Source organism: Serratia plymuthica (genome assembly GCF_018336935.1).
Taxonomy (GTDB): Bacteria; Pseudomonadota; Gammaproteobacteria; order Enterobacterales; family Enterobacteriaceae; genus Serratia; species Serratia plymuthica_B.
Window position 1 is genome coordinate 1,181,571 of sequence record NZ_CP068771.1, and the last position, 17,693, is coordinate 1,199,263.

Sequence of the window (17,693 nt, forward strand, 5' to 3'; positions counted from 1 at the left end):
CAAAAATTAGTTTTGCCGCCGGGGTGACTCATCGCCGCGACGGCGGTCTTGCTACAGGTTTTCAGCCAGCACCCAGACGCTGACGCTGCCGCCGTTTACCGGGAAAGTGGCGTTCCCCTGATCGTCGGTGGTGACTTCATCCTGGCGGTTACCGAGCAGATCGCGCCAGGTTTTATGCGCCAACTCCGCGCCCAACGACACCGCTTTGCCGTTTTCTGCGCCGTTGGTGAGCACCACTACGCAGCCGGGCGCGTCTGCGGTGCCGCTGCGGCTGAAGGCCACGCAGTTTTTATCGTCAAAATAATCGGTTTGCACGCCGTTGGCAAAGCGCTGACGCGCCTGGATCAATTTTTCCAGCTCGGGGATCACCGGCATATCAATCTGGTATTCTTTGCCGTCGCCGCCTTTACCTTTATAACTGGCGCCGTACAGATCGGGATAGAACACGCAGGGCACCCCCTGTTCACGCAACAGGATCAAGGCGTAGGCCAGCGGCTTGAACCAAGGCTCGACCGGCGCTTCCAGCGACTGCAGCGGTTGAGTGTCGTGGTTGGCGACCAGCGTAACCGAGTGGGCCGGATCGGCGGCGGTCAGAGTATCGGTGAAAATCTGCGCCATATCGAATCCGTCACCCTGCTTCGAGGCCTGATGAAACTTCAGGTGCAACGCCACGTCGAACAGCATCACTTTGCCGTCCACCAGGTCAATATACTGCTGTAACGCGGCCAGATCGTGTGACCAGTATTCCGCGACGATAAACAGATCGCGCTGTGCGGCGTCGCGCACATGGTCCGCCCATTCCTTAAAGAACCAGGCTGGAATGTGCTTGGCGGCATCCAGCCGGAACCCGTCGCACGGCAGGGTTTCCATCAGCCAGCGCGCCCAGAACTTCAGCTCTTCCGCCACCGCCGTGTTGCGAAGCTCCACGTCGGCGCCCATCAGATAATCGTAATTGCCTTTCTCATCGCCGACCTGATCGTTCCAGCCGTCGTCGCCGTAGTCATTGTCGATTTTGAACACGCCTTTTTCATCCGGCTGTTCAACGTAATCGACCCCGCCAAAACATTTATAATCCCAAATAAATTTGGAGTAGGCGCCTTGGCGGCCGGGGAAGGTAAACCGCGTATAAGCCAGCGCGTCGAAGCCCTGATCGTTGATATTGTTGCGGTTGTTGACGTCCGCTCGGTACACGTGGACCTGTTCTTTCTCGTCGGCGCCGAGCTTGTGGTTGAACACCACGTCATAAATCACCCGCACGCCGTTGTCGCGCAGCGTCGCGGCGGCATGGATCAGCGCCTCTTTATCGCCGTATTTGGTGGCGCGGCTGCCTTTTTGATCGAACTCGCCCAGATCGAACAGATCATAACTGTCGTAACCCACCGAATAACCGCCGGAAGCGCCCTTATAGGCGGGGGGCAGCCACAGATCGGTGATGCCCAGCCCGGCAATGTGCGGTGCACGTTCGGCGGCTTCCTGCCATAGCTTACCCCCATCGGGATAATACCAATGAAAAAATTGCAGCAGCGTGGTTTTTTTCGTCATGAGCCAGCATCCCGGTTAGCCAGAAACAGGTAAGGGATTGGCCTTGTTCCCGCCATATCCTCTTTTAGCATGAGCTATTTTTGGCAAAAGGGAAAATTCAATGACGCAGGGCGCCTTCACCGCCAATAAAGCAGTCTTCGTCCAGCGTCAGGCTGGCGATTTTATGCACCGGCCCGCGCATGCGGACGTGAAAATCCCCGCTAAAGCTAATCTGCAACTGGCCGCCCGGCATCCGAACGCTGACGTTGTCATCGACCCGATTCAGCTTGCGCATGACGCTGGCGGCCGCGCAGCTGCTGCTGCCGGAGGCCAGGGTAAAACCGGCGCCGCGCTCCCAAATGCCGATACTCAGCGTATGGCGATCTATCACTTCCACCAATTGTACGTTGGTTCGTTTGGGAAACAGCGGATGATTTTCTATCTGTGGCCCCAACCGATGGACCTGCGCCAGATCCAGCGTGTTTACCGGCACCACGCAGTGCGGGTTACCCATCGACACCAGCGATACGCTGAGGGTTTCCTCCGCCAGCGCCAGCGGATAGTTGAGCGCTTCGGGCAAGTCGATAAGCGCTGGCAGCGCAGCCGGATTGAAATTGGCGCGGCCCATATCCACGCGCACCTGGTGTTTATCTTCATCGACCTGGCACTGCACGTCGCCACCGGCGGTGTGTACCAGAAACGGCAGGTGGCCGACGCGGCCGATATCAAACAGGTAACGGGCATAAATGCGCAGGCCGTTACCGCTTTTCTCGGCTTCCGAGCCGTCCGGGTTAATGATGCGTAGGCTGGGATTGATGCTGTCGCCGCTGTCGATCAGCAGGCCATCTGAACCTATGCCGTAATGGGGGTGGCACAGTATGCGGATTTGCTCGTTGCTCAGCCGCGCAGCGACCGAACGGTGGCACACCAGGTAATCATTACCCAGCCCGTGATATTTATGGAACAGCAGGGGAGTCATGGCGTTGTCAGGCTCGCTGTAAGAGAAAACCACAGCTTACAACAGATTTTTGGCGGGGGAATAAAACAAAAGGCGGCTTAAGCCGCCTCTTTGCTCAACTGCTGATTCAGCAATTAATTGTAGATGATCGCAGTACCGTGCAGCTTGTTGTCGCCGGTAGTTGAGATGATCTGGAAGGATTTGGCGCCGGCTTCATCCGCTTTGGCTGCCAGTTTGTTTTCCAGGCTGGTCAGGTCGGAAGCGCCGCTGACGGTGATCACGCCGGTTTTTTGCAGTTCGGACGGTTGAGCATTAACCAGTTCGGCGGCGAAGCTACCGAAAGAAACGGAAGCCAGTGCGATGGCTGCTAGGGTCATTTTCAGGTTTTTCATGGTCTTATTTCCTATTTCTATTCTGTACGTTGTTTGTTTGGTAAGGTCGTTAAATTGATTAACGATCGATAATTTAATGTTAGACGCCTGTTCGGCGTATTGCAACTATTTTTTAATGTTCGTTAATTAATTTTCTTTTCATCGTCGTCTCCGGGAGGGTAAACTGTCGCCATCGGCCCAGCAGATAACGATTAACCTATTGTTATTTATAGATTACTGCGGTTCCGTGCAGTTGATTATCGCCAGCGGTGCCAATGATGCGGAATGACTTAGCACCGGCTGCGTCCGCTTTTTCCGCCAAACTGGCTTCCAGTGAGGTAATATCGGAAGCGCCGCTGACGGTGATCACACCGGTTTTTTGCTGGTCTGCCGGCTGGCTGTTCACCAGATCGGCGGCGAAAGTCCCGAAGGAAGCGGAGGCCAGAGCGAGAGCGGCAAGCGTCATTTTTAAGTTTTTCATGATGTTAGTTCCTGTTCGAGATGCGTAAATTGGGTTTTCAATGTCTGTCGTCAAGATTACTTAACGATCGATAACTAAATGTTAATCGCTTCTCGACGGGAGCGCAATATTTTTTTATAATGATCGTTAATTTAATTGTGAAGCCCTGCTGCGGGGCGGGATAAGAGAGGGTCTATGAGTATCAATGAAGAGGTCTGCGCCAAAAAAACGCGCGGCAGACCTAAGCAGTTTGATCGCGACCGTGCGCTGGAAAGCGCACTCGATCTGTTCTGGCGGCACGGTTACGAGTCAACGTCGCTGGCCGATCTGGTCGAGGTGACCGGCGCCAAGGCGCCAACGCTGTACGCCGAGTTCGGCAACAAGGAAGGGCTGTTCCGCGCTGCGGTGGAACGTTACCTGCAAAAATACACCACCTGCACCAATCAGCTGTTGGAGCAGGACCTGCCGATTGCGGAAATCGTGGAAGCTTACGTCCGCTCTTCAGCGCAGGTGTTTACCGATCCGGATACGCCATCCGGTTGCTTTATGGTGTGTGCGTCCGCCGCGCTGTCATCTTCTTCCGACGAAGTCGCCATGATGCTGCGTAAAAAGCACCATTCGCAGGAAACCAGCCTGAAGGCCTGCTTCGACCGTAAAGTGCAGCAGGGCGAGTTGCTGGCAAAAACCGACACCGGATTACTGGCGAAGTACATTATCTGCACCATTGAAGGCATGTCGGTGCAGGCGCGCGAAGGGGCAAGCCGCGAAGATTTATTGCGCCTGCTGGAGGCGCTGATGCTGGTTTGGCCGCGTCTCAGCCAGGTGGGGAATAAGGTCTAGGGAAGGCGTCAGGATAAGGCCGCATCGCTGCGGCCTTGATCTGAATTACTGGTTAACCGGGATCACCGCGCCTTTGTATTTTTCGCGGATAAAGTCCTGAATTGCCTTGGAGTGCAGCACTTTTACCAGAGCCACAATCTCCGGCTTGTTCACGTCGGCCTTATGCACGGTGATGATGTTGGCATACGGGTTATTTTCACCGCTTTCGATAGCGATCGGATCCTTCGTCGGGTTCAGCCCGGCGTCAATGGCGTAGTTGGCGTTAATCACTACCGCGTCGCCCTCATCATTGTTGTACATCTGCGGCAGCAGCGCGCCTTCGACGTTAGCCTGGAATTTCAGGTGTTTCGGGTTTTCCACCACGTCGGTGATGCGCGCATCCACCTTGCTTACGCCCGGCTTCAGCTTAATCACGCCTTCTTTCTCAAAGATGGACAGAATGCGGCCTTCTTCCGCCACCGCGTCGCGCATGATGATTTTGCCGTTGTCCGGCAGGTCTTTCAGGCTTTTATACTTCTTGGAGTAAATCCCGATCGGTTCGATATGGATGGCGCCGGCGCTGACGAAATCATAGGTTTTATCGTCGGCATGATCCTTCAACACTGAGTTCAGATAAGGCACGTGCTGGAAATAGTTGGCGTCAATATCGTGGCTGGCCAGCGCCGTGTTCGGCAGAATGTAATCCTGGAAAGGCTTGATCACCAGATCGATGCCTTCCTTTGCCAGAATCGGTTTCGCCTGCTCGAGGATCTCGGCGTGCGGTACGTTGGACGCGCCGACCACCAGCTTGGTTTCCGCCGCCGCACCAAAGGACGCCAACGCGGTCAGAGAGGCGAAGGCCAGCATCATCATTTGCTTTTTCATCATCATTATTCCTGAGTTGTTTATCGTTTATCGAGCGTTGTTGTAATGGTGTCGCCAATGAACTGGATAACGAAGACGATCAATAAAATCGTCAGCGTCGCCACCAGCGTCACGTCACCGTGGTTGCGTTGAAACCCTTCCAGATAGGCCAGGTTGCCCAGCCCGCCGGCACCGATCACCCCGGCCATCGCGGTGTAGCTCACCAGTGCGATCAGGGTGACGGTAATGCCGGAAACCAGTGCCGGAGAAGACTCTGGCAGCAGCACGCGGAAGATAATGGTGCCGGTTTTGGCGCCCATCGAACGCGCCGCTTCGACAACGCCTTTATCCACCTCGCGCAGACCAATCTCCACCAACCGGGCGTAGAAAGGCGCGGCGCCGACAATCAGCGCCGGCAGGGCGGCGTCGGCCCCCAAAATAGTGCCGATCAGCGTCTTGGTGAACGGGATCAGCAGCACGATCAGAATGATGAAGGGTATGGAGCGGAACACATTGACCAGCACCGAAATCAACGAATACACCGTACGGTTCTGCAACAGCTGGCCCCGGGAGGTCAGAAACAGGATCACTCCCAACACAATGCCCAGTACCAGCGTCGCCAGCCCGGCGATGCCGGTCATATACAGGGTCTCCCAGGTGGCGTTCAGCAATTGATCGATACGCAGGTGAGGGAACAGTGACTCAATCATGTTTGATGACCTCAACGGCGATATCTCGTTCTTTCAATAATTTCAGCATGTTGTCGATTTGCAGGTCGTTGCCTTCCGCGTGGATATACAGCTCGCCGAACGAACCGTTCAGGGTGTGGCTGATCTTGCCGTGCAGGATATTGATGGTCACCCGATAGCGCTGGATCACATCGGAAATCACCGCCTGATGGGTTTGCATGCCGACAAAGGTCAGCTTGAAAATGGCGCCCGGCAGATGTTGGGCCAGCAGCGGATTGAAGCTTTCCTCGGTTTCCTGATACCGGGAAACCTGCTTGACGAACTGCCGGGTAATCGGCTGTTGCGGCTGGGTAAAGACGTCAATCACCGGGCCTTCCTCCACGATGCGGCCGTTTTCCATCACCGCCACGCGGTGGCAGATTTTGCGCACCACGTGCATTTCATGGGTGATCAGCACAATGGTCAGGTTCAGCTTACGGTTGATATCCAGCAGCAGTTCGAGAATCGAATCTGTGGTCTGGGGATCAAGCGCCGAGGTGGCTTCATCGCACAACAGCACGCCAGGGTTATTGGCCAGTGCGCGGGCAATGCCGACGCGCTGCTTCTGCCCGCCGCTGAGCTGCGAAGGATAGGCATCCTCGCGGCCTTGCAGGCCAACCAGCGCGACCAGCTCCGCCACCCGCTGCTTGATTTGCGCTTTGGGCACACCGGCGATTTGCATGGAGAAGGCGATATTTTGGCTGACGGTACGGGACCACAGCAGGTTGAAGTGCTGAAATACCATGCTGATTTTCAGCCGCGCCTGGCGCAGTTGATTGCCTTTGGCGTGCGCGATATCGAAGCCATCGACCTGAATACTGCCGCTGGTGGGGGTTTCCAATCCGTTAAGCAAACGAATCAGGGTGCTTTTACCGGCGCCGCTGTAGCCGATGATGCCGTAGATTTGCCCGGCCTCCACGGCCAGGTTGACATCATCAACCGCGACAACGCGGCCTTGCGCGCTGTCAAAAGTTTTGCAAACGTTCGAAAGAACGATCATAGAACAGCCAATCCTTATCAAAACATCACAGCATTCCGCCCGAAGCGAGTCACGCCGGACAGGGGGCGGCTTCTGGGGGTAAAAGGCAGGCGGAAATTCTGTTTCTGGTGAGTACGGGCCAATCCTACCGGGGGTTTATAGTGACAGGAAGAATGTAAAATCTATTAGTTATTCTGATTCGGTATATCAAATCATGAGAGGAAGTGATGACAAAAAATCGACCAAGGTAAACCTCGGTCGATTTGTTTTATTTAACGCTTTTCGAGCTTCATATGAAGCAGCGGGAAGGGATTGCCCTGGCCGTCGAGCGCGGAACGGCCGGTGATCTCAAAACCGTAGTGGCGGTAAAATCCGCTGGCCTGCGGGTTTTGCTCATTAACGTCCAGCAACAGCTCATCGTGCAGCGTTTCGGCATGCGCCAGCAGCGCTCTGCCGACCCCTTTGCCGCGCTGTTGCGCATCGATAAACAGCATTTCCACCTTGTTGCCGTTCAGCCCGATAAAACCGCAAGGGTGGCCGGGGCTATCTTCCGCCACCCAAACGTCGACGGCCGGCAGGTAATCGTTCAACACCAGCGGGAACAGTTGGGCAATGTTATCTTCGGTCAGAAAGTGGTGGGTGGCGCGCACGGAACGCCGCCAAATATCTGCCAGTTGCGCGTTGTCTTCCGCCGCGCGTGCTCTGAGGGTAATCATCGAAGTCTCTGCTATCTAAGTTGAAGAAAAACAAAAGTTAGATAGAGGTTTTGTGGGGTTAATGCCGAATTAACGTGGGTTAACGCCCTGCAAAACGCCTCTGCAGTGAGCCGGACAGAAAATGTAATTCAGTGGCGTACCGGTGACAACCGCCACATTGCGCATTTATGCGCGCCCCCACAATCTGGCAACGGTCAGAGCGATAAAGGCTTCCAGCTTGGGCGATTGCCGCCGTTCGGGCAAATAGACCAGATGCATCGGCCGCGGCAGCGGCGAATAGTCCGGCAGCACGCGCACCAGCCGGCCGGCGTCGATATCCTCATCCAGCAGCATGCCGGCATGCAGCGCAATGCCGAAACCGGCCAGCGCCGCACGGCGCACTCCTTCGCCGGAGTCCATCCGCAGCCGTGGCCTGACCGGCACGCTGATTTCCCCGCGCGCGCTTTGCAGCCGCCAAAAATGATTGCCGTCCCACTGACTAAAGCCAAAGCAACTGTGCTCGCTGAGCTGTTCCGGCCGTATCGGGGTGCCATGCTGCGCCAGATAGCCGGGAGCGGCCGCCAGCGTCATGCGGTAATCGGGCAGGGCGCGCGCCACCAGGCCGTCATCCGCGACCGGCCCGATGCGAAACGCGGCTTCGTACCTTTCTTCAATCAAATCCACCTTGCGGTCCGACAACACCACCTCCGCTTCTACGTCCGGGTGTTGTTGCAGGAACCCGGTGAGGATCGGCGTCAAAACGCGGTTACCGAAGGTGACCGGCGCGCTGATGCGCAACAGCCCGCTGGGCGAGCTTAACAGCGCTCTTGCGCTGGCTTCGGCCGCGTCGGCATCGGCCAGCAGGCGGCGGCAGCGTTCATAGAAGACCCGGCCGGCCTCGGTCAACCCTTGCCTGCGGGTGGTACGGTTCAGCAACGGCGCGTTCAGCCGCTGCTCCAGATAGCGAATATGCTTGCCGACCATCGTGGGGGAAATCGCCATCTCGTCGGCGGCGGCGACAAAGCTGCCTTTTTCCACTACCCGTACAAACACCGCCATGCTGGTTAAACGATCCATTATAAACCTCTGGTGTTTTCTGAACGCCCTGCGGGCTACTTTTCGGCAGTATAGCGCTCTGGGATACTGGATAGTAACGACCGTCAGTGCGTTATTGGCGAAAAATTTACGGAGCAATTCCATGCAGGCATTAACGTTTGAACGATTTGGCGGACCAGAGGTGCTCGAATACCTTGAGCTGCCGACGCCGCCGGTACCGGCAGGCGCGGTGCAGGTACGGATGGGGGCCGCCGGGCTGAATTTCGCCGATATCTATCGCCGCAAGGGCAATTATGTGCTGCACGGCAAGCCGCCGCATATCGGCGGTTACGAAGGTGTGGGCACCATTATCGCCGTGGGCGAGGGCGTTGACGGCTGGCAGGTGGGAGAGCGGGTCGGCTTTGCCGACGTGCCTTTCTGCCACGCCACGCGCATCAACGTGCCGGTGGATCATGCGCTGCGGTTGCCGCAGGCGTTGAGCGACGTCGAGGCCGCCTCGATTTTGTTGCAGGGGCTAACGGCGCAGTACCTGATTAACGACAGCGTGCAGGTGCGGGCGGGCGATCGTGCGCTGGTGCATGCGGCGGCCGGCGGCGTCGGGCAAATATTGACCCGGATGCTGGTGGCGCGTGGCGCGCAGGTTTATGCGCTGGTGTCTTCGGGGCACAAGCAGCAGATTGCGCTGAAGAATGGTGCGACGGCGGCCTTTACCTACCAGCAGGACTGGGTGGCGCAAATCGCCGCGCTGACCGACGGCGGTGTCGAGTACGGTTTTGATTCGGTCGGCATCACGCTGCAGCAAAGCATTGACGCGCTGCGCCCCGGTGGCCGGGTGGTGACTTTCGGCATGGCGGGGGGCGAGGCACCGGCGATCTCGGCTTATCACCTGATGATGGATTCCAAAGGCGTGGTGGGCGGCGATCTCTGGACCTACCTCAATAGCGGCGCGGCGCGCCGCGAGCGGGCAGAACGGCTGTTCGCCAGTTGGCGGAACGGCGAATTTACGCTGCCGCATATCGAGACTTTCCCGCTGAGCGAAGGCGCGGCTGCCCATCGCCGGCTGGAGGATCGCAGCTTTGCCGGCAAGATTGTTTTGCTCAACGATCGGGACTGAAACCGCCGCGTGATACACTGGCCACCGAATGATTAAGGGGGCCGGGCAGGATGGAAGCACTACGCGCAGCGATAGAAAAACAGGTGATTGGCCTGACCGGGCTGGCGCTCGGCGGCATAGATTTCGAAAACCCGGCGGGTGATCCCGGCCTGTTTGGCCCGCAGTCGGTCATCTGGCGGGTACATTGCGATTTCACCTCAATGCTGTGCGGCGGCGTCAGCGCCTTGCTGATGCAAATGCTGCACCCGCTGGCGTTGGCCGGGGTGTGGGATCACTCCAATTTTCGCGAAGACATGCTTGGCCGCCTGCGCCGCACCAGCCAGTTTGTCTCCGTCACCACCTTTGGCCCCACCGCAGAAGCCGAACGGCTGATCGCCAAGGTGCGGGCCATTCATCTGCAAGTGACCGGTGTCAGCAACGACGGCAGGCCCTATGCCGCCAGCGATCCCGATCTGCTCACCTGGGTGCACGTGGTGGAAAGCAGCTGTTTCCTGGCGAGCCACCTGCGCTACCGCAACCCGCATCTTTCCCCCGAACTGCAAGATCGCTATTACCGGGAGACGGCCCGGGTGGCCGCCGCTCTGGGGGCGCGCGACATTCCCACTTCCTGCGCGGCGGTGGCCGACTATCTGCAACGGATGCGGCCGCAACTGGTGTGCGATGAACGCACGCGTGAAGTGGCGCGCATTCTGCTGGCCGCCCCGGCGCCGAGCGCATTGGCACGGCCCTTCGGTTGGCTGGTGATGCAGGCGGGCATCGATCTGCTGCCCGACTGGGCGCAGCAGCAGTTTGATTTTTATCCCGGCGCGCTGCGGCGGCGCCTGGTGAGAGTGGGCGTAGGCGGCGTCGGTAAGGTGCTGCGCGCCTCGATGCGCAACGGGTCCTATCAGCGTGCCGTACGGCGAATTAACAAACCGGCGTAAGCCCCCCTGCCGTCATAAGCGCTATAGTTATTACCAATAACCCAATGTTTTATCCCCGTTTATGGCCATTTTTGAGACTTTTACGGGTGATCCGGCCACGGATGCGCTTTACACTTGGGAAAAGCCGAATTCCAATTTATTAGTGCGCAGCATTATTCTGCGCCGTGACCCCATTGTTGAGGTGATATGAACGAGTCATACGTACTTGCTGAAGTCAGTAATGAGAATCAGACGCTGGTGGCGGTGGTTCAGCAAGATCACCGGGCAGCCTATTTTTACATTTACCCTGCGGAAGAAAACGCCGAGCGTTTTCAGGTGCGCGCCTGCTGGCTGCGTAATCTGGCGGCAGCACCCTTGCAGGAAGATCGCGCCGCACTTGAACGGGGCCAACCGCCCATGCTGGCGGCCGAGTTTTGCCGCAATCTGGAAGGGGAAGCGCCGCTGAATCCGGAGGGGGTGACGGTGGTCTGGACCGAAAGCGACGACGGCGCGGCGCTGTGGTATTACGGCCAATTGCTGGCGGTGATCCCCGGCTGGAGCCTGTATATCGACCATTCGGTGTGCTATTCCGCCAGTTGCATCAAAGAGAGCCCGCTGGCTTATCCGCTGGGTTCCGCCTCCACCAACACCCAGTACGCGCTGGCGGAGAACACCCGCCAGTTCTGGCGCAGTTGGCAGCGTGAGGAGGGCAACCCGTGGCCAAAAATGCAGAGCGATTATCAGGCGCGCTATGAGCAGCATTTTGGCCCTTCGGTAAAATACTACGCCATCGATCAGGGCAAATGGCCGCCGATGGCGATTACCCAGCACGAACGCGACGGCATTTATTATTTTCTCACCATGGGCGTCAGCATTCGGCCGATGCCCTGGGTAGACATTCTGTTTAACGACGATGCCGGCCGTTATCGCCGCATGGAAATGGGTATCGCCATCGACGGCCAGTACATGACCGAAGAGAACGCGGTGCAGATGGCCAGCGCGCTGGCCGGGTTCGCGCACGTCCCTTGGGCGAAAATCACCTGGTTTGGCGAAGGGCATACGCTGGAGTCGGAGGTGGCGCCGCTGGGTTATGAAGGCTACGTCCTGTCCTCGGCGTTTTATCCCTACAACGACCATCTGACGCTGCCGGAGCAGTATGGCGATCCGGTGAACATTTTCTGGGCCAGCCCGGTATTTGAAGCCGAGCGTCTGCTGGCGCACGCCACGCCGAACGGCGGCCACGATCTGGTGAACAAGCTGCGCGAACAGGGCGTTGACCATATCTTCCGTCCACGCCAAGCGGTATGCTGAGAGGGAATTTTTCTCAGAGGATCAATCATGAAGTCAGCGCTGTTGATTATCGATGTGCAAAAAGGGTTGTTTACGCCACCGCCGGCGGATGCCGAAGCGACGCTTGGTCGGATTAACCAACTGAGCGACCGCGCCCGCCTGGCCGGCGCGCCGGTGATTTTTATCCAGCATTGCACGGCTGACGAAGAGCTGGCGCACGGCAGCGACGCCTGGCAGATTGACCCCGCATTGCAGGTGAACGCCGGCGATCACCGGGTGGAAAAAACCACGCCGGATTCGTTCCTGCGCACCCGCCTGGGGCCGCTGTTGATCGCCAACGGCGTAACGCATTTGGTGATTTGCGGCTATTCCACCGAATTCTGCGTGGACACCACCACCCGCCGCGCCGCCGGGCTTGGCTACCCGGTCACGCTGGCGGCGGATGCCCACACCAGCCACGACAAACCGCACGCGACGGGCCTGCAAATCCGTGCCCACCATAACGCCACTCTGTCGAATATCGAGAGCTTCGGCGTACCGATCGCAGCGCTGCCGGCGGCAGAGATCCTCTTCTGATCGCCAGATAAAAACCGGCCCGGAATCTGCGTTCCGGGCCGTGTATTGTCTTTCACTTTCGCTTTATACGTCACCGCACCAGGATTTTTCAGCCGACCCGCGTGCCGCCGGGCATCGCTCATGGCTGCGGCAAGAGGTCCGTGACGTTATCCTGAGATGCCGGTTTGCCTCTCTTCAGGGGTTAGCATAACGAACCAAACGCCATGCTCTCCGGTTCAATCATGTCCAAAAAGGCGTCACAGACAGCCTGCCCCTGCCAGGATGCGCAAATCGCTTCCGCATGCGGCCTGTCGTCGGCAAAGGCGAGATCGACAAATACCCCATCGCCCAGACTGACCAGATGCTGGCTTTTCCATCCAGGCTGAAGCGCAAGGTGATTTTCTACCATTCGATTATAAACGCTACGCATGTCGCTCTCGCGAATACCCGGTTTCAAGCGAAATCTCCCTATTTCGATGCCGTGTCCTGTTGTCAACGACGGCGTATGCTCCCGCTGTCCGGCATAGTGCCCCATGCTGTGCAAACGGCTGACAGAAGATCTGAAACTGGAGAATTCAGGTTGATTGCCAACGGCTTTTGCTGCCGCCAGCGCTTCCTCAGCGCTGTTCCAGACGACGAGGTCAACGCGTTCGTCAGCCATATCCCTCCCTGAAAATGCAATCCAGTCGACAAATCCGGGAAAATGTTTCAGCAGGCTCTGCGCAAGCGCTCTGGCCGAATCCGCAGCTTGTGGGTTTTTCACCTTATAGGTGACTATTTCGTAACAAGGGGTCGCCATTATTAACTCCGTTATCAGGATGATATGAAGTCTTGATCCTATGACACCCTCCTGACAATTATTGTCAGGGTGAGGTAAGCTCTCGTGATGAAAACTATTCGGCTCTTCACTTTACTTGAGCATCTTCGCTGTCGCGTACACCCGGTATCGGCTGAAGTATTGGCTCGGGCTTTAGATGTGTCTGTGAGGACTATCTACAGGGACATGGCAACGCTACAGGCGATAGGGGCTCCCGTGCGCGGCGAATCGGGCCTGGGATATTTGCTCGAAAAAGATTACTTTCTCCCGCCGCTTAATTTTGATCCCGATGAACTGGACGCGATTATGCTCGGAATGCGGCTGATAGGAGCGCGGGGCGATGACGTACTTTCCGCAGCGGCAACCCGGGTTTCAGCCAAGATCGGTTCAGTCATCGATGTCAAAAAAACAGACATTTATAAGCGGCTCCCTCTCAGAGCCGTCTCTCGGCCTACGGAGGAAAGCGAGAAAGCGATGAAACATCTCGCGTTTCTCCGCCAGGCGATTCGCAAGAAGCTTCAGCTGAATATCAATTATGTCGATCTGCAAGGAAGAGAGAGCGACCGGACAGTTCGCCCTCTGGGTTTGACGGTATTCGACTCAGTGTGGTTATTGACGGTCTGGTGCGAAAAACGCGCCGATTTTCGTAATCTGCGGGTAGATAACATCACCTCTGTCGTGGACACGGGCCTCGGTTTCAGGCCCGAGAATGGCAAGCTGTTTGAAGATTATCTCAAGACACTTTAGGCGGAAGAAAACGCCTGTCCGAAGGCTGCTTGCAATGCCGCCGTGACCGGCGGCATTTTCAGGACGCCGATCAGGCCGCGCTGTCGACAATCGGGTGTTTGACCACGAACAGATAAGATAGCGCGCCGATGACGGTGAAGCAGGCGCACAGGATAAGTGCCAGTTTAAAGGAGTGGGTGGTATCCAGGATAAAGCCGGTGATCACCGGGGCGAACGAGGCGAAAATAAAGCTGGCGAAGTTCTGAATGCTGCCGACCGAAGCGGTCATGCGCGAGGTCACCGCCACGTGGATCAAGCCCCAGCAGGAGGTGCCGGCAAAGTGGATGCAAAACAACGCCATACCGATCAGGACTACGGCGCTGTAGGTGGTGGTGGCCTGCGGCACAATGGCGGTGAAGGACGCGGACAGCAACATGCCGGCCACGATGCAGATTTTGCGGCTTTTCAGCGGGGCCATGCCGCGGCGAACCAGGAAATCGGTGACGAAGCCGTTCGACAGCATGCCGGCAGCGCCGAACAGGAACGGAATGGCGCTCATCAGCCCGGTGCTTTTCAGATCCAGATGGTAGGTGGTTTGCAGGTAGCCCGGCAGCCAGGCCAGATACAGCCACGCGGTGTAGTTGATGCCGCTAAAGCCGATCATCATGCCCCACATGGTGCGGTTTTTGAATAACGAGCGCCACTCGCGGAAGTTCATCGGTTCGCGCCGCGCGCTGACGCTGCCGGCATTCAGATAGGCCTGTTCCTGGGCGCTCAGGTCGATATCCTGGCGGTTGCGATACAGCATATACCACCCGATCGACAGCGCGATCCCCAGCACGCCGATGGTGATGAACATCCCGCGCCAGCCGAAGGCCAGCATCATGGCGGTGAGGATCGGCGGGCTGATCGCCAGGCCTATGGTGGACGCCGCATTGAAGATCCCCATCGGCATACCGCGATGCTTGATGTTGAACCAATCGTTGATCACCTTCACGCCGCACGGGTTCATCGGCGCTTCGCCGATCCCCAGCCCGATGCGCACCCAGATAAACTGGGTGAAATTGTGGATCATGCCGGACAGCGTCTGGAACACCGACCAGACGAACATGCCTACCCCCAGCATAATGCGCGGGCCTTTACGATCCAGCAGCAGCCCGCAGGGCAGTTGGGCGATGCCGTAAGCCAATGAAAACGCCGAAAGCAGCAGGCCGATTTCGGTACCGCTCAGGCCCATTTCCTCGCGGATGGTGGAGTTCGCGACCGACAGCGAACTGCGATCAAGGAAGTTGATGATGGCGGCGAGAAACAACAACAGCATGGCGGTGGTCTGGATTTTTTTAATTCTCGCCGAACGTACCAGCAGGCCGTTTGGCGGCATCGGAATGATGTGATCTGAATAAGGGTCAATCTGTTCTTTTCCGCTGTCAACGGTGGTGGTTCTTTCCATCTTTGCCTCCAGAATTTCGCATTAATAATATTTATTATTCCGGGTATTCCCCTGGGTGGTGCAGTAGCAGGCGATCGGCAGTAAGCCTAGATGGGGGGATATTTTAGCGATGCGTTTTTGTCGTGGTTCCGTGCGGCAGTTACTATTTTGCTGCTCTTTATCGGTTTTAAATGCCGCCCTGGGCGTTTTTTACCGATAAAAAACGATCAGGCGACGTCCTGATTGATGGAACGGATCATCGATTGCTTGGCCGTGTCCAGATGGCGATGCAGCGCGTTGATCGCTTCCTGGTCATTGCGGCAGATCAACGCGCTGAGGATGATCATATGTTCTTCAATGGCAATGATATTGCGCTGTTTCAAGTCGGTTTCATCCCACTGGTAGTGGAAGTGGAAAATCACCGAAATGATCTCCAGCGACTGGTTGAAAAACGGGTTGTTGGCGGCGGAGAGGATAAGCCCGTGGAAATCGCGATCCAACTGGGAGAACAGGCGATAGCTGTCGCTGATGCTTTCCCGCAGCTGGCGGTGGCGGCTCAACAGCTCCTTGGCTTGCAGCCAGCGTTCGTCGTCGGCGGGCAAGTTGATAAAACGCGACAGGGCGTGAGTTTCCAGCATCTGGCGCAGTTCAAACAGCTGCTCGGCATAGTTTTGATCAAACTTTTTCATGCGCCACTGGCCGCGCTTGACGGTTTCGATCAGGTTATAACGGCTGAAGTGCAACAGGAATTCCCGCACCACCAGCGGGCTGACGTTGGCGATGCGCGACAGTTGCAGCTCGCTGAAGCTGTCGCCGGCGCGCAGCTGCTTCTGGTTAATCATCTGATAGAAGCTTTTCTTGAACTGCTTGTCCTGGTCTTCCAGCGAGGGGTTCACGCATTCGAAGCCGTCGTCTGCCTGCGGCGGCCGTACAATCACATAGTCATCGCCGACCTTTTCCAACACCCCGCGCCGGTCGAAATGGGCCAGCGTGTGGCGTACCGTGGTGCGGCTGATGTTATACATTTCGGCCAATGCCGCCTGTGAAGGCAGCGGCGAACGAAGATGGCCGCCGTTAATGCCGTCGATCATCTGGTTAACCACGTTGTGCCGCAGGGCCTGGGTTCTGCTCATGTGCTGTCTCTGGTGTTTTTTATGCATTTAAAACCAATTTAAATCGGTTTATTTAGTGCTGCCTCACAGATCCGCTCAATGACATGACCGGTCGCCGCGTTTTTATTGAATAACCTTCTCACCTGACTGGAGGAAAGACGATGACGACAATGAAAACATTAGTGTGCGAGCAGCCGACGAAATTGGTTTATCAACAGCGCCCGGTGCCTTTGCCCGCAGACCAGGAGGCGGTGATCAAAATAATCGCCGTCGGCATTTGCGGAACGGATATTCACGCCTGGTCCGGTCATCAGCCTTTCTTTAGTTATCCCCGCGTATTGGGCCATGAAATATGCGGCGAGATTGTCAGCATCGGCAATAATGTCAGCGGCTGGCGGGTGGGCCAGCGCGTGACGGTCATGCCGTATATTTCTTGCCGGCGCTGCGGTGCCTGTCAGAGCGGCAAAACCAACTGCTGCGAGAATATTTCGGTGATTGGCGTGCATCAGGATGGCGGTTTCTGCGAGTTCCTGAGCGTGCCGGCCGGCAATCTGCTGGCGGTGGAGGGCCTGCCGCCGGAAACGGCGGCGCTGATTGAACCCTTCGCCATCAGCGCCCACGCGGTGCGCCGGGCGGCGATAGCGCCGGACGATCACCTGCTGGTGGTGGGGGCCGGGCCGATCGGGCTTGGCGTGGCGGCGATAGCCTGCGCCGACGGCGCGCAGGTGGTGGTCGCCGATACCAGCGCCGAGCGGCGGGCGCATGTTGAACAAGCCCTGGGGCTGCCGACGCTCAACCCGGCGGATGAGCAATTCGACGCGGCGCTGCGCGATCGGTTCGGCGGCATGCTGGCGGCCAAGGTGATTGACGCCACCGGCAACCCGCACGCGATGAATAATAGCCTGAACCTGATCCGCCACGGCGGCAGCATCGTTTTCGTCGGGCTGTTCAAGGGCGATATTCAGTTCTCCGATCCGGAGTTCCATAAAAAAGAAACCACCCTGATGGGTAGCCGCAATGCGACCCATGAGGATTTCGCCAAGGTGGGCCGTTTGATGGCGGCAGGGAAAATTACCGCGCAGATGATGCTCTCCCACCATTTTGATTTCGCCACCCTGGCAGAAGATTACGAACAGCAGGTGATTAATAACAAGCAGCTGATCAAAGGCGTCATCCATTTCAATTAATCCCGACGCCGCCCCTCAAACTTTGGATATAGCGAGCGGGCGGCATACGTCACTTCCCAGCCATAAAATCATCATCCCGCTGTCATAAATTTATTCGTTAATAGGTGCCC

Annotated in this window: 19 protein-coding genes; 7 read left to right on the forward strand and 12 right to left on the reverse strand. The window is 57.2% G+C overall.

Annotation, left to right across the window (positions count from 1 at the left end; translation table 11 throughout):
- Nucleotides 1–51: 51 nt before the first annotated feature.
- The 4 genes from amyA to bhsA (JK621_RS05640) form a co-directional block, all read right to left on the reverse strand.
- On the reverse strand, nt 52–1,542 hold the full coding sequence (gene amyA, locus JK621_RS05625; RefSeq protein WP_212558957.1) for an alpha-amylase: 1,491 nt from the start codon (nt 1,540–1,542) through the stop codon (nt 52–54).
- Nucleotides 1,543–1,639: 97 nt separating this feature from the next.
- Nucleotides 1,640–2,500, reverse strand: coding sequence for a diaminopimelate epimerase (gene dapF / locus JK621_RS05630; RefSeq protein ID WP_212558958.1), 861 nt, complete (start codon nt 2,498–2,500; stop codon nt 1,640–1,642).
- Between the two features lie 113 nt (nt 2,501–2,613).
- Complete coding sequence (gene bhsA / locus JK621_RS05635) at nt 2,614–2,871, reverse strand: multiple stress resistance protein BhsA (protein ID WP_212558959.1); 258 nt, start codon at nt 2,869–2,871, stop codon at nt 2,614–2,616.
- Between the two features lie 202 nt (nt 2,872–3,073).
- Nucleotides 3,074–3,331, reverse strand: a complete 258-nt coding sequence (gene bhsA, locus JK621_RS05640; RefSeq protein WP_212558960.1) for a multiple stress resistance protein BhsA — start codon at nt 3,329–3,331, stop codon at nt 3,074–3,076.
- Nucleotides 3,332–3,505: 174 nt separating this feature from the next.
- On the opposite strand from bhsA (JK621_RS05640), the gene JK621_RS05645 reads away from it, so the two are divergent.
- Nucleotides 3,506–4,150, forward strand: a complete 645-nt coding sequence (locus JK621_RS05645) for a TetR/AcrR family transcriptional regulator (RefSeq protein WP_212558961.1) — start codon at nt 3,506–3,508, stop codon at nt 4,148–4,150.
- Between the two features lie 45 nt (nt 4,151–4,195).
- On the opposite strand, the gene JK621_RS05650 is transcribed toward JK621_RS05645, so the two are convergent.
- From JK621_RS05650 to JK621_RS05670, 5 genes are all read right to left on the reverse strand, one after another.
- Nucleotides 4,196–5,017, reverse strand: coding sequence for a MetQ/NlpA family ABC transporter substrate-binding protein (locus tag JK621_RS05650; protein WP_432761929.1), 822 nt, complete (start codon nt 5,015–5,017; stop codon nt 4,196–4,198).
- Between the two features lie 17 nt (nt 5,018–5,034).
- Nucleotides 5,035–5,703: a methionine ABC transporter permease gene (locus JK621_RS05655; protein ID WP_212558962.1), complete on the reverse strand. Its 669-nt coding sequence runs from the start codon at nt 5,701–5,703 to the stop codon at nt 5,035–5,037.
- Nucleotides 5,696–6,721: a methionine ABC transporter ATP-binding protein gene (locus JK621_RS05660; RefSeq protein WP_212558963.1), complete on the reverse strand. Its 1,026-nt coding sequence runs from the start codon at nt 6,719–6,721 to the stop codon at nt 5,696–5,698. Before JK621_RS05660 ends, JK621_RS05655 begins: the two co-directional genes overlap by 8 nt.
- Nucleotides 6,722–6,972: 251 nt before the next feature.
- Nucleotides 6,973–7,416: an acetyltransferase gene (locus JK621_RS05665; protein ID WP_212558964.1), complete on the reverse strand. Its 444-nt coding sequence runs from the start codon at nt 7,414–7,416 to the stop codon at nt 6,973–6,975.
- A gap of 165 nt (nt 7,417–7,581) precedes the next feature.
- Entirely contained in the window at nt 7,582–8,472 is an 891-nt protein-coding gene (locus tag JK621_RS05670; protein WP_212558965.1) for a LysR family transcriptional regulator, read from the reverse strand.
- 121 nt (nt 8,473–8,593) lie between these two features.
- Between JK621_RS05670 and JK621_RS05675 the strand changes: the two genes are divergently transcribed.
- From JK621_RS05675 to JK621_RS05690, 4 genes are all read left to right on the forward strand, one after another.
- A complete protein-coding gene (locus tag JK621_RS05675; protein ID WP_212558966.1) occupies nt 8,594–9,565 on the forward strand; it encodes a quinone oxidoreductase family protein in 972 nt (323 codons plus the stop codon).
- A gap of 50 nt (nt 9,566–9,615) precedes the next feature.
- Complete coding sequence (locus JK621_RS05680; protein WP_212558967.1) at nt 9,616–10,488, forward strand: oxygenase MpaB family protein; 873 nt, start codon at nt 9,616–9,618, stop codon at nt 10,486–10,488.
- A gap of 186 nt (nt 10,489–10,674) precedes the next feature.
- Nucleotides 10,675–11,778, forward strand: a complete 1,104-nt coding sequence (locus JK621_RS05685; protein WP_212558968.1) for a suppressor of fused domain protein — start codon at nt 10,675–10,677, stop codon at nt 11,776–11,778.
- A 27-nt stretch (nt 11,779–11,805) separates the two neighbouring features.
- Nucleotides 11,806–12,333, forward strand: a complete 528-nt coding sequence (locus tag JK621_RS05690; RefSeq protein WP_212558969.1) for a cysteine hydrolase family protein — start codon at nt 11,806–11,808, stop codon at nt 12,331–12,333.
- Nucleotides 12,334–12,514: 181 nt separating this feature from the next.
- On the opposite strand, the gene JK621_RS05695 is transcribed toward JK621_RS05690, so the two are convergent.
- Nucleotides 12,515–13,111: a hypothetical protein gene (locus tag JK621_RS05695; RefSeq protein ID WP_212558970.1), complete on the reverse strand. Its 597-nt coding sequence runs from the start codon at nt 13,109–13,111 to the stop codon at nt 12,515–12,517.
- A gap of 87 nt (nt 13,112–13,198) precedes the next feature.
- Here JK621_RS05695 and JK621_RS05700 point away from each other — a divergent pair, with 87 nt between their 5' ends.
- The gene (locus tag JK621_RS05700; protein ID WP_212560136.1) at nt 13,199–13,876 is read left to right on the forward strand and encodes a helix-turn-helix transcriptional regulator; all 678 of its coding nucleotides are present in this window, start codon (nt 13,199–13,201) and stop codon (nt 13,874–13,876) included.
- A gap of 70 nt (nt 13,877–13,946) precedes the next feature.
- On the opposite strand, the gene JK621_RS05705 is transcribed toward JK621_RS05700, so the two are convergent.
- Both JK621_RS05705 and JK621_RS05710 read right to left on the reverse strand, forming a co-directional pair.
- On the reverse strand, nt 13,947–15,305 hold the full coding sequence (locus JK621_RS05705) for an MFS transporter (RefSeq protein ID WP_212558971.1): 1,359 nt from the start codon (nt 15,303–15,305) through the stop codon (nt 13,947–13,949).
- Nucleotides 15,306–15,511: 206 nt separating this feature from the next.
- Entirely contained in the window at nt 15,512–16,417 is a 906-nt protein-coding gene (locus JK621_RS05710; RefSeq protein WP_212558972.1) for a GntR family transcriptional regulator, read from the reverse strand.
- 140 nt (nt 16,418–16,557) lie between these two features.
- Between JK621_RS05710 and JK621_RS05715 the strand changes: the two genes are divergently transcribed.
- On the forward strand, nt 16,558–17,583 hold the full coding sequence (locus tag JK621_RS05715; RefSeq protein WP_212558973.1) for a zinc-binding alcohol dehydrogenase family protein: 1,026 nt from the start codon (nt 16,558–16,560) through the stop codon (nt 17,581–17,583).
- Nucleotides 17,584–17,693 lie beyond the last annotated feature (110 nt).

What these genes read in the sequence shown, in the direction of transcription:
- amyA (WP_212558957.1), bottom strand. Translation starts at nt 1,542, where the DNA reads ATGACGAAAAAAACCACGCTGCTGCAATTTTTTCATTGGTATTATCCC.
- dapF (WP_212558958.1), bottom strand. Translation starts at nt 2,500, where the DNA reads ATGACTCCCCTGCTGTTCCATAAATATCACGGGCTGGGTAATGATTAC.
- bhsA (WP_212558959.1), bottom strand. Translation starts at nt 2,871, where the DNA reads ATGAAAAACCTGAAAATGACCCTAGCAGCCATCGCACTGGCTTCCGTT.
- bhsA (WP_212558960.1), bottom strand. Translation starts at nt 3,331, where the DNA reads ATGAAAAACTTAAAAATGACGCTTGCCGCTCTCGCTCTGGCCTCCGCT.
- JK621_RS05645 (WP_212558961.1), top strand. Translation starts at nt 3,506, where the DNA reads ATGAGTATCAATGAAGAGGTCTGCGCCAAAAAAACGCGCGGCAGACCT.
- JK621_RS05650 (WP_432761929.1), bottom strand. Translation starts at nt 5,017, where the DNA reads ATGATGAAAAAGCAAATGATGATGCTGGCCTTCGCCTCTCTGACCGCG.
- JK621_RS05655 (WP_212558962.1), bottom strand. Translation starts at nt 5,703, where the DNA reads ATGATTGAGTCACTGTTCCCTCACCTGCGTATCGATCAATTGCTGAAC.
- JK621_RS05660 (WP_212558963.1), bottom strand. Translation starts at nt 6,721, where the DNA reads ATGATCGTTCTTTCGAACGTTTGCAAAACTTTTGACAGCGCGCAAGGC.
- JK621_RS05665 (WP_212558964.1), bottom strand. Translation starts at nt 7,416, where the DNA reads ATGATTACCCTCAGAGCACGCGCGGCGGAAGACAACGCGCAACTGGCA.
- JK621_RS05670 (WP_212558965.1), bottom strand. Translation starts at nt 8,472, where the DNA reads ATGGATCGTTTAACCAGCATGGCGGTGTTTGTACGGGTAGTGGAAAAA.
- JK621_RS05675 (WP_212558966.1), top strand. Translation starts at nt 8,594, where the DNA reads ATGCAGGCATTAACGTTTGAACGATTTGGCGGACCAGAGGTGCTCGAA.
- JK621_RS05680 (WP_212558967.1), top strand. Translation starts at nt 9,616, where the DNA reads ATGGAAGCACTACGCGCAGCGATAGAAAAACAGGTGATTGGCCTGACC.
- JK621_RS05685 (WP_212558968.1), top strand. Translation starts at nt 10,675, where the DNA reads ATGAACGAGTCATACGTACTTGCTGAAGTCAGTAATGAGAATCAGACG.
- JK621_RS05690 (WP_212558969.1), top strand. Translation starts at nt 11,806, where the DNA reads ATGAAGTCAGCGCTGTTGATTATCGATGTGCAAAAAGGGTTGTTTACG.
- JK621_RS05695 (WP_212558970.1), bottom strand. Translation starts at nt 13,111, where the DNA reads ATGGCGACCCCTTGTTACGAAATAGTCACCTATAAGGTGAAAAACCCA.
- JK621_RS05700 (WP_212560136.1), top strand. Translation starts at nt 13,199, where the DNA reads ATGAAAACTATTCGGCTCTTCACTTTACTTGAGCATCTTCGCTGTCGC.
- JK621_RS05705 (WP_212558971.1), bottom strand. Translation starts at nt 15,305, where the DNA reads ATGGAAAGAACCACCACCGTTGACAGCGGAAAAGAACAGATTGACCCT.
- JK621_RS05710 (WP_212558972.1), bottom strand. Translation starts at nt 16,417, where the DNA reads ATGAGCAGAACCCAGGCCCTGCGGCACAACGTGGTTAACCAGATGATC.
- JK621_RS05715 (WP_212558973.1), top strand. Translation starts at nt 16,558, where the DNA reads ATGACGACAATGAAAACATTAGTGTGCGAGCAGCCGACGAAATTGGTT.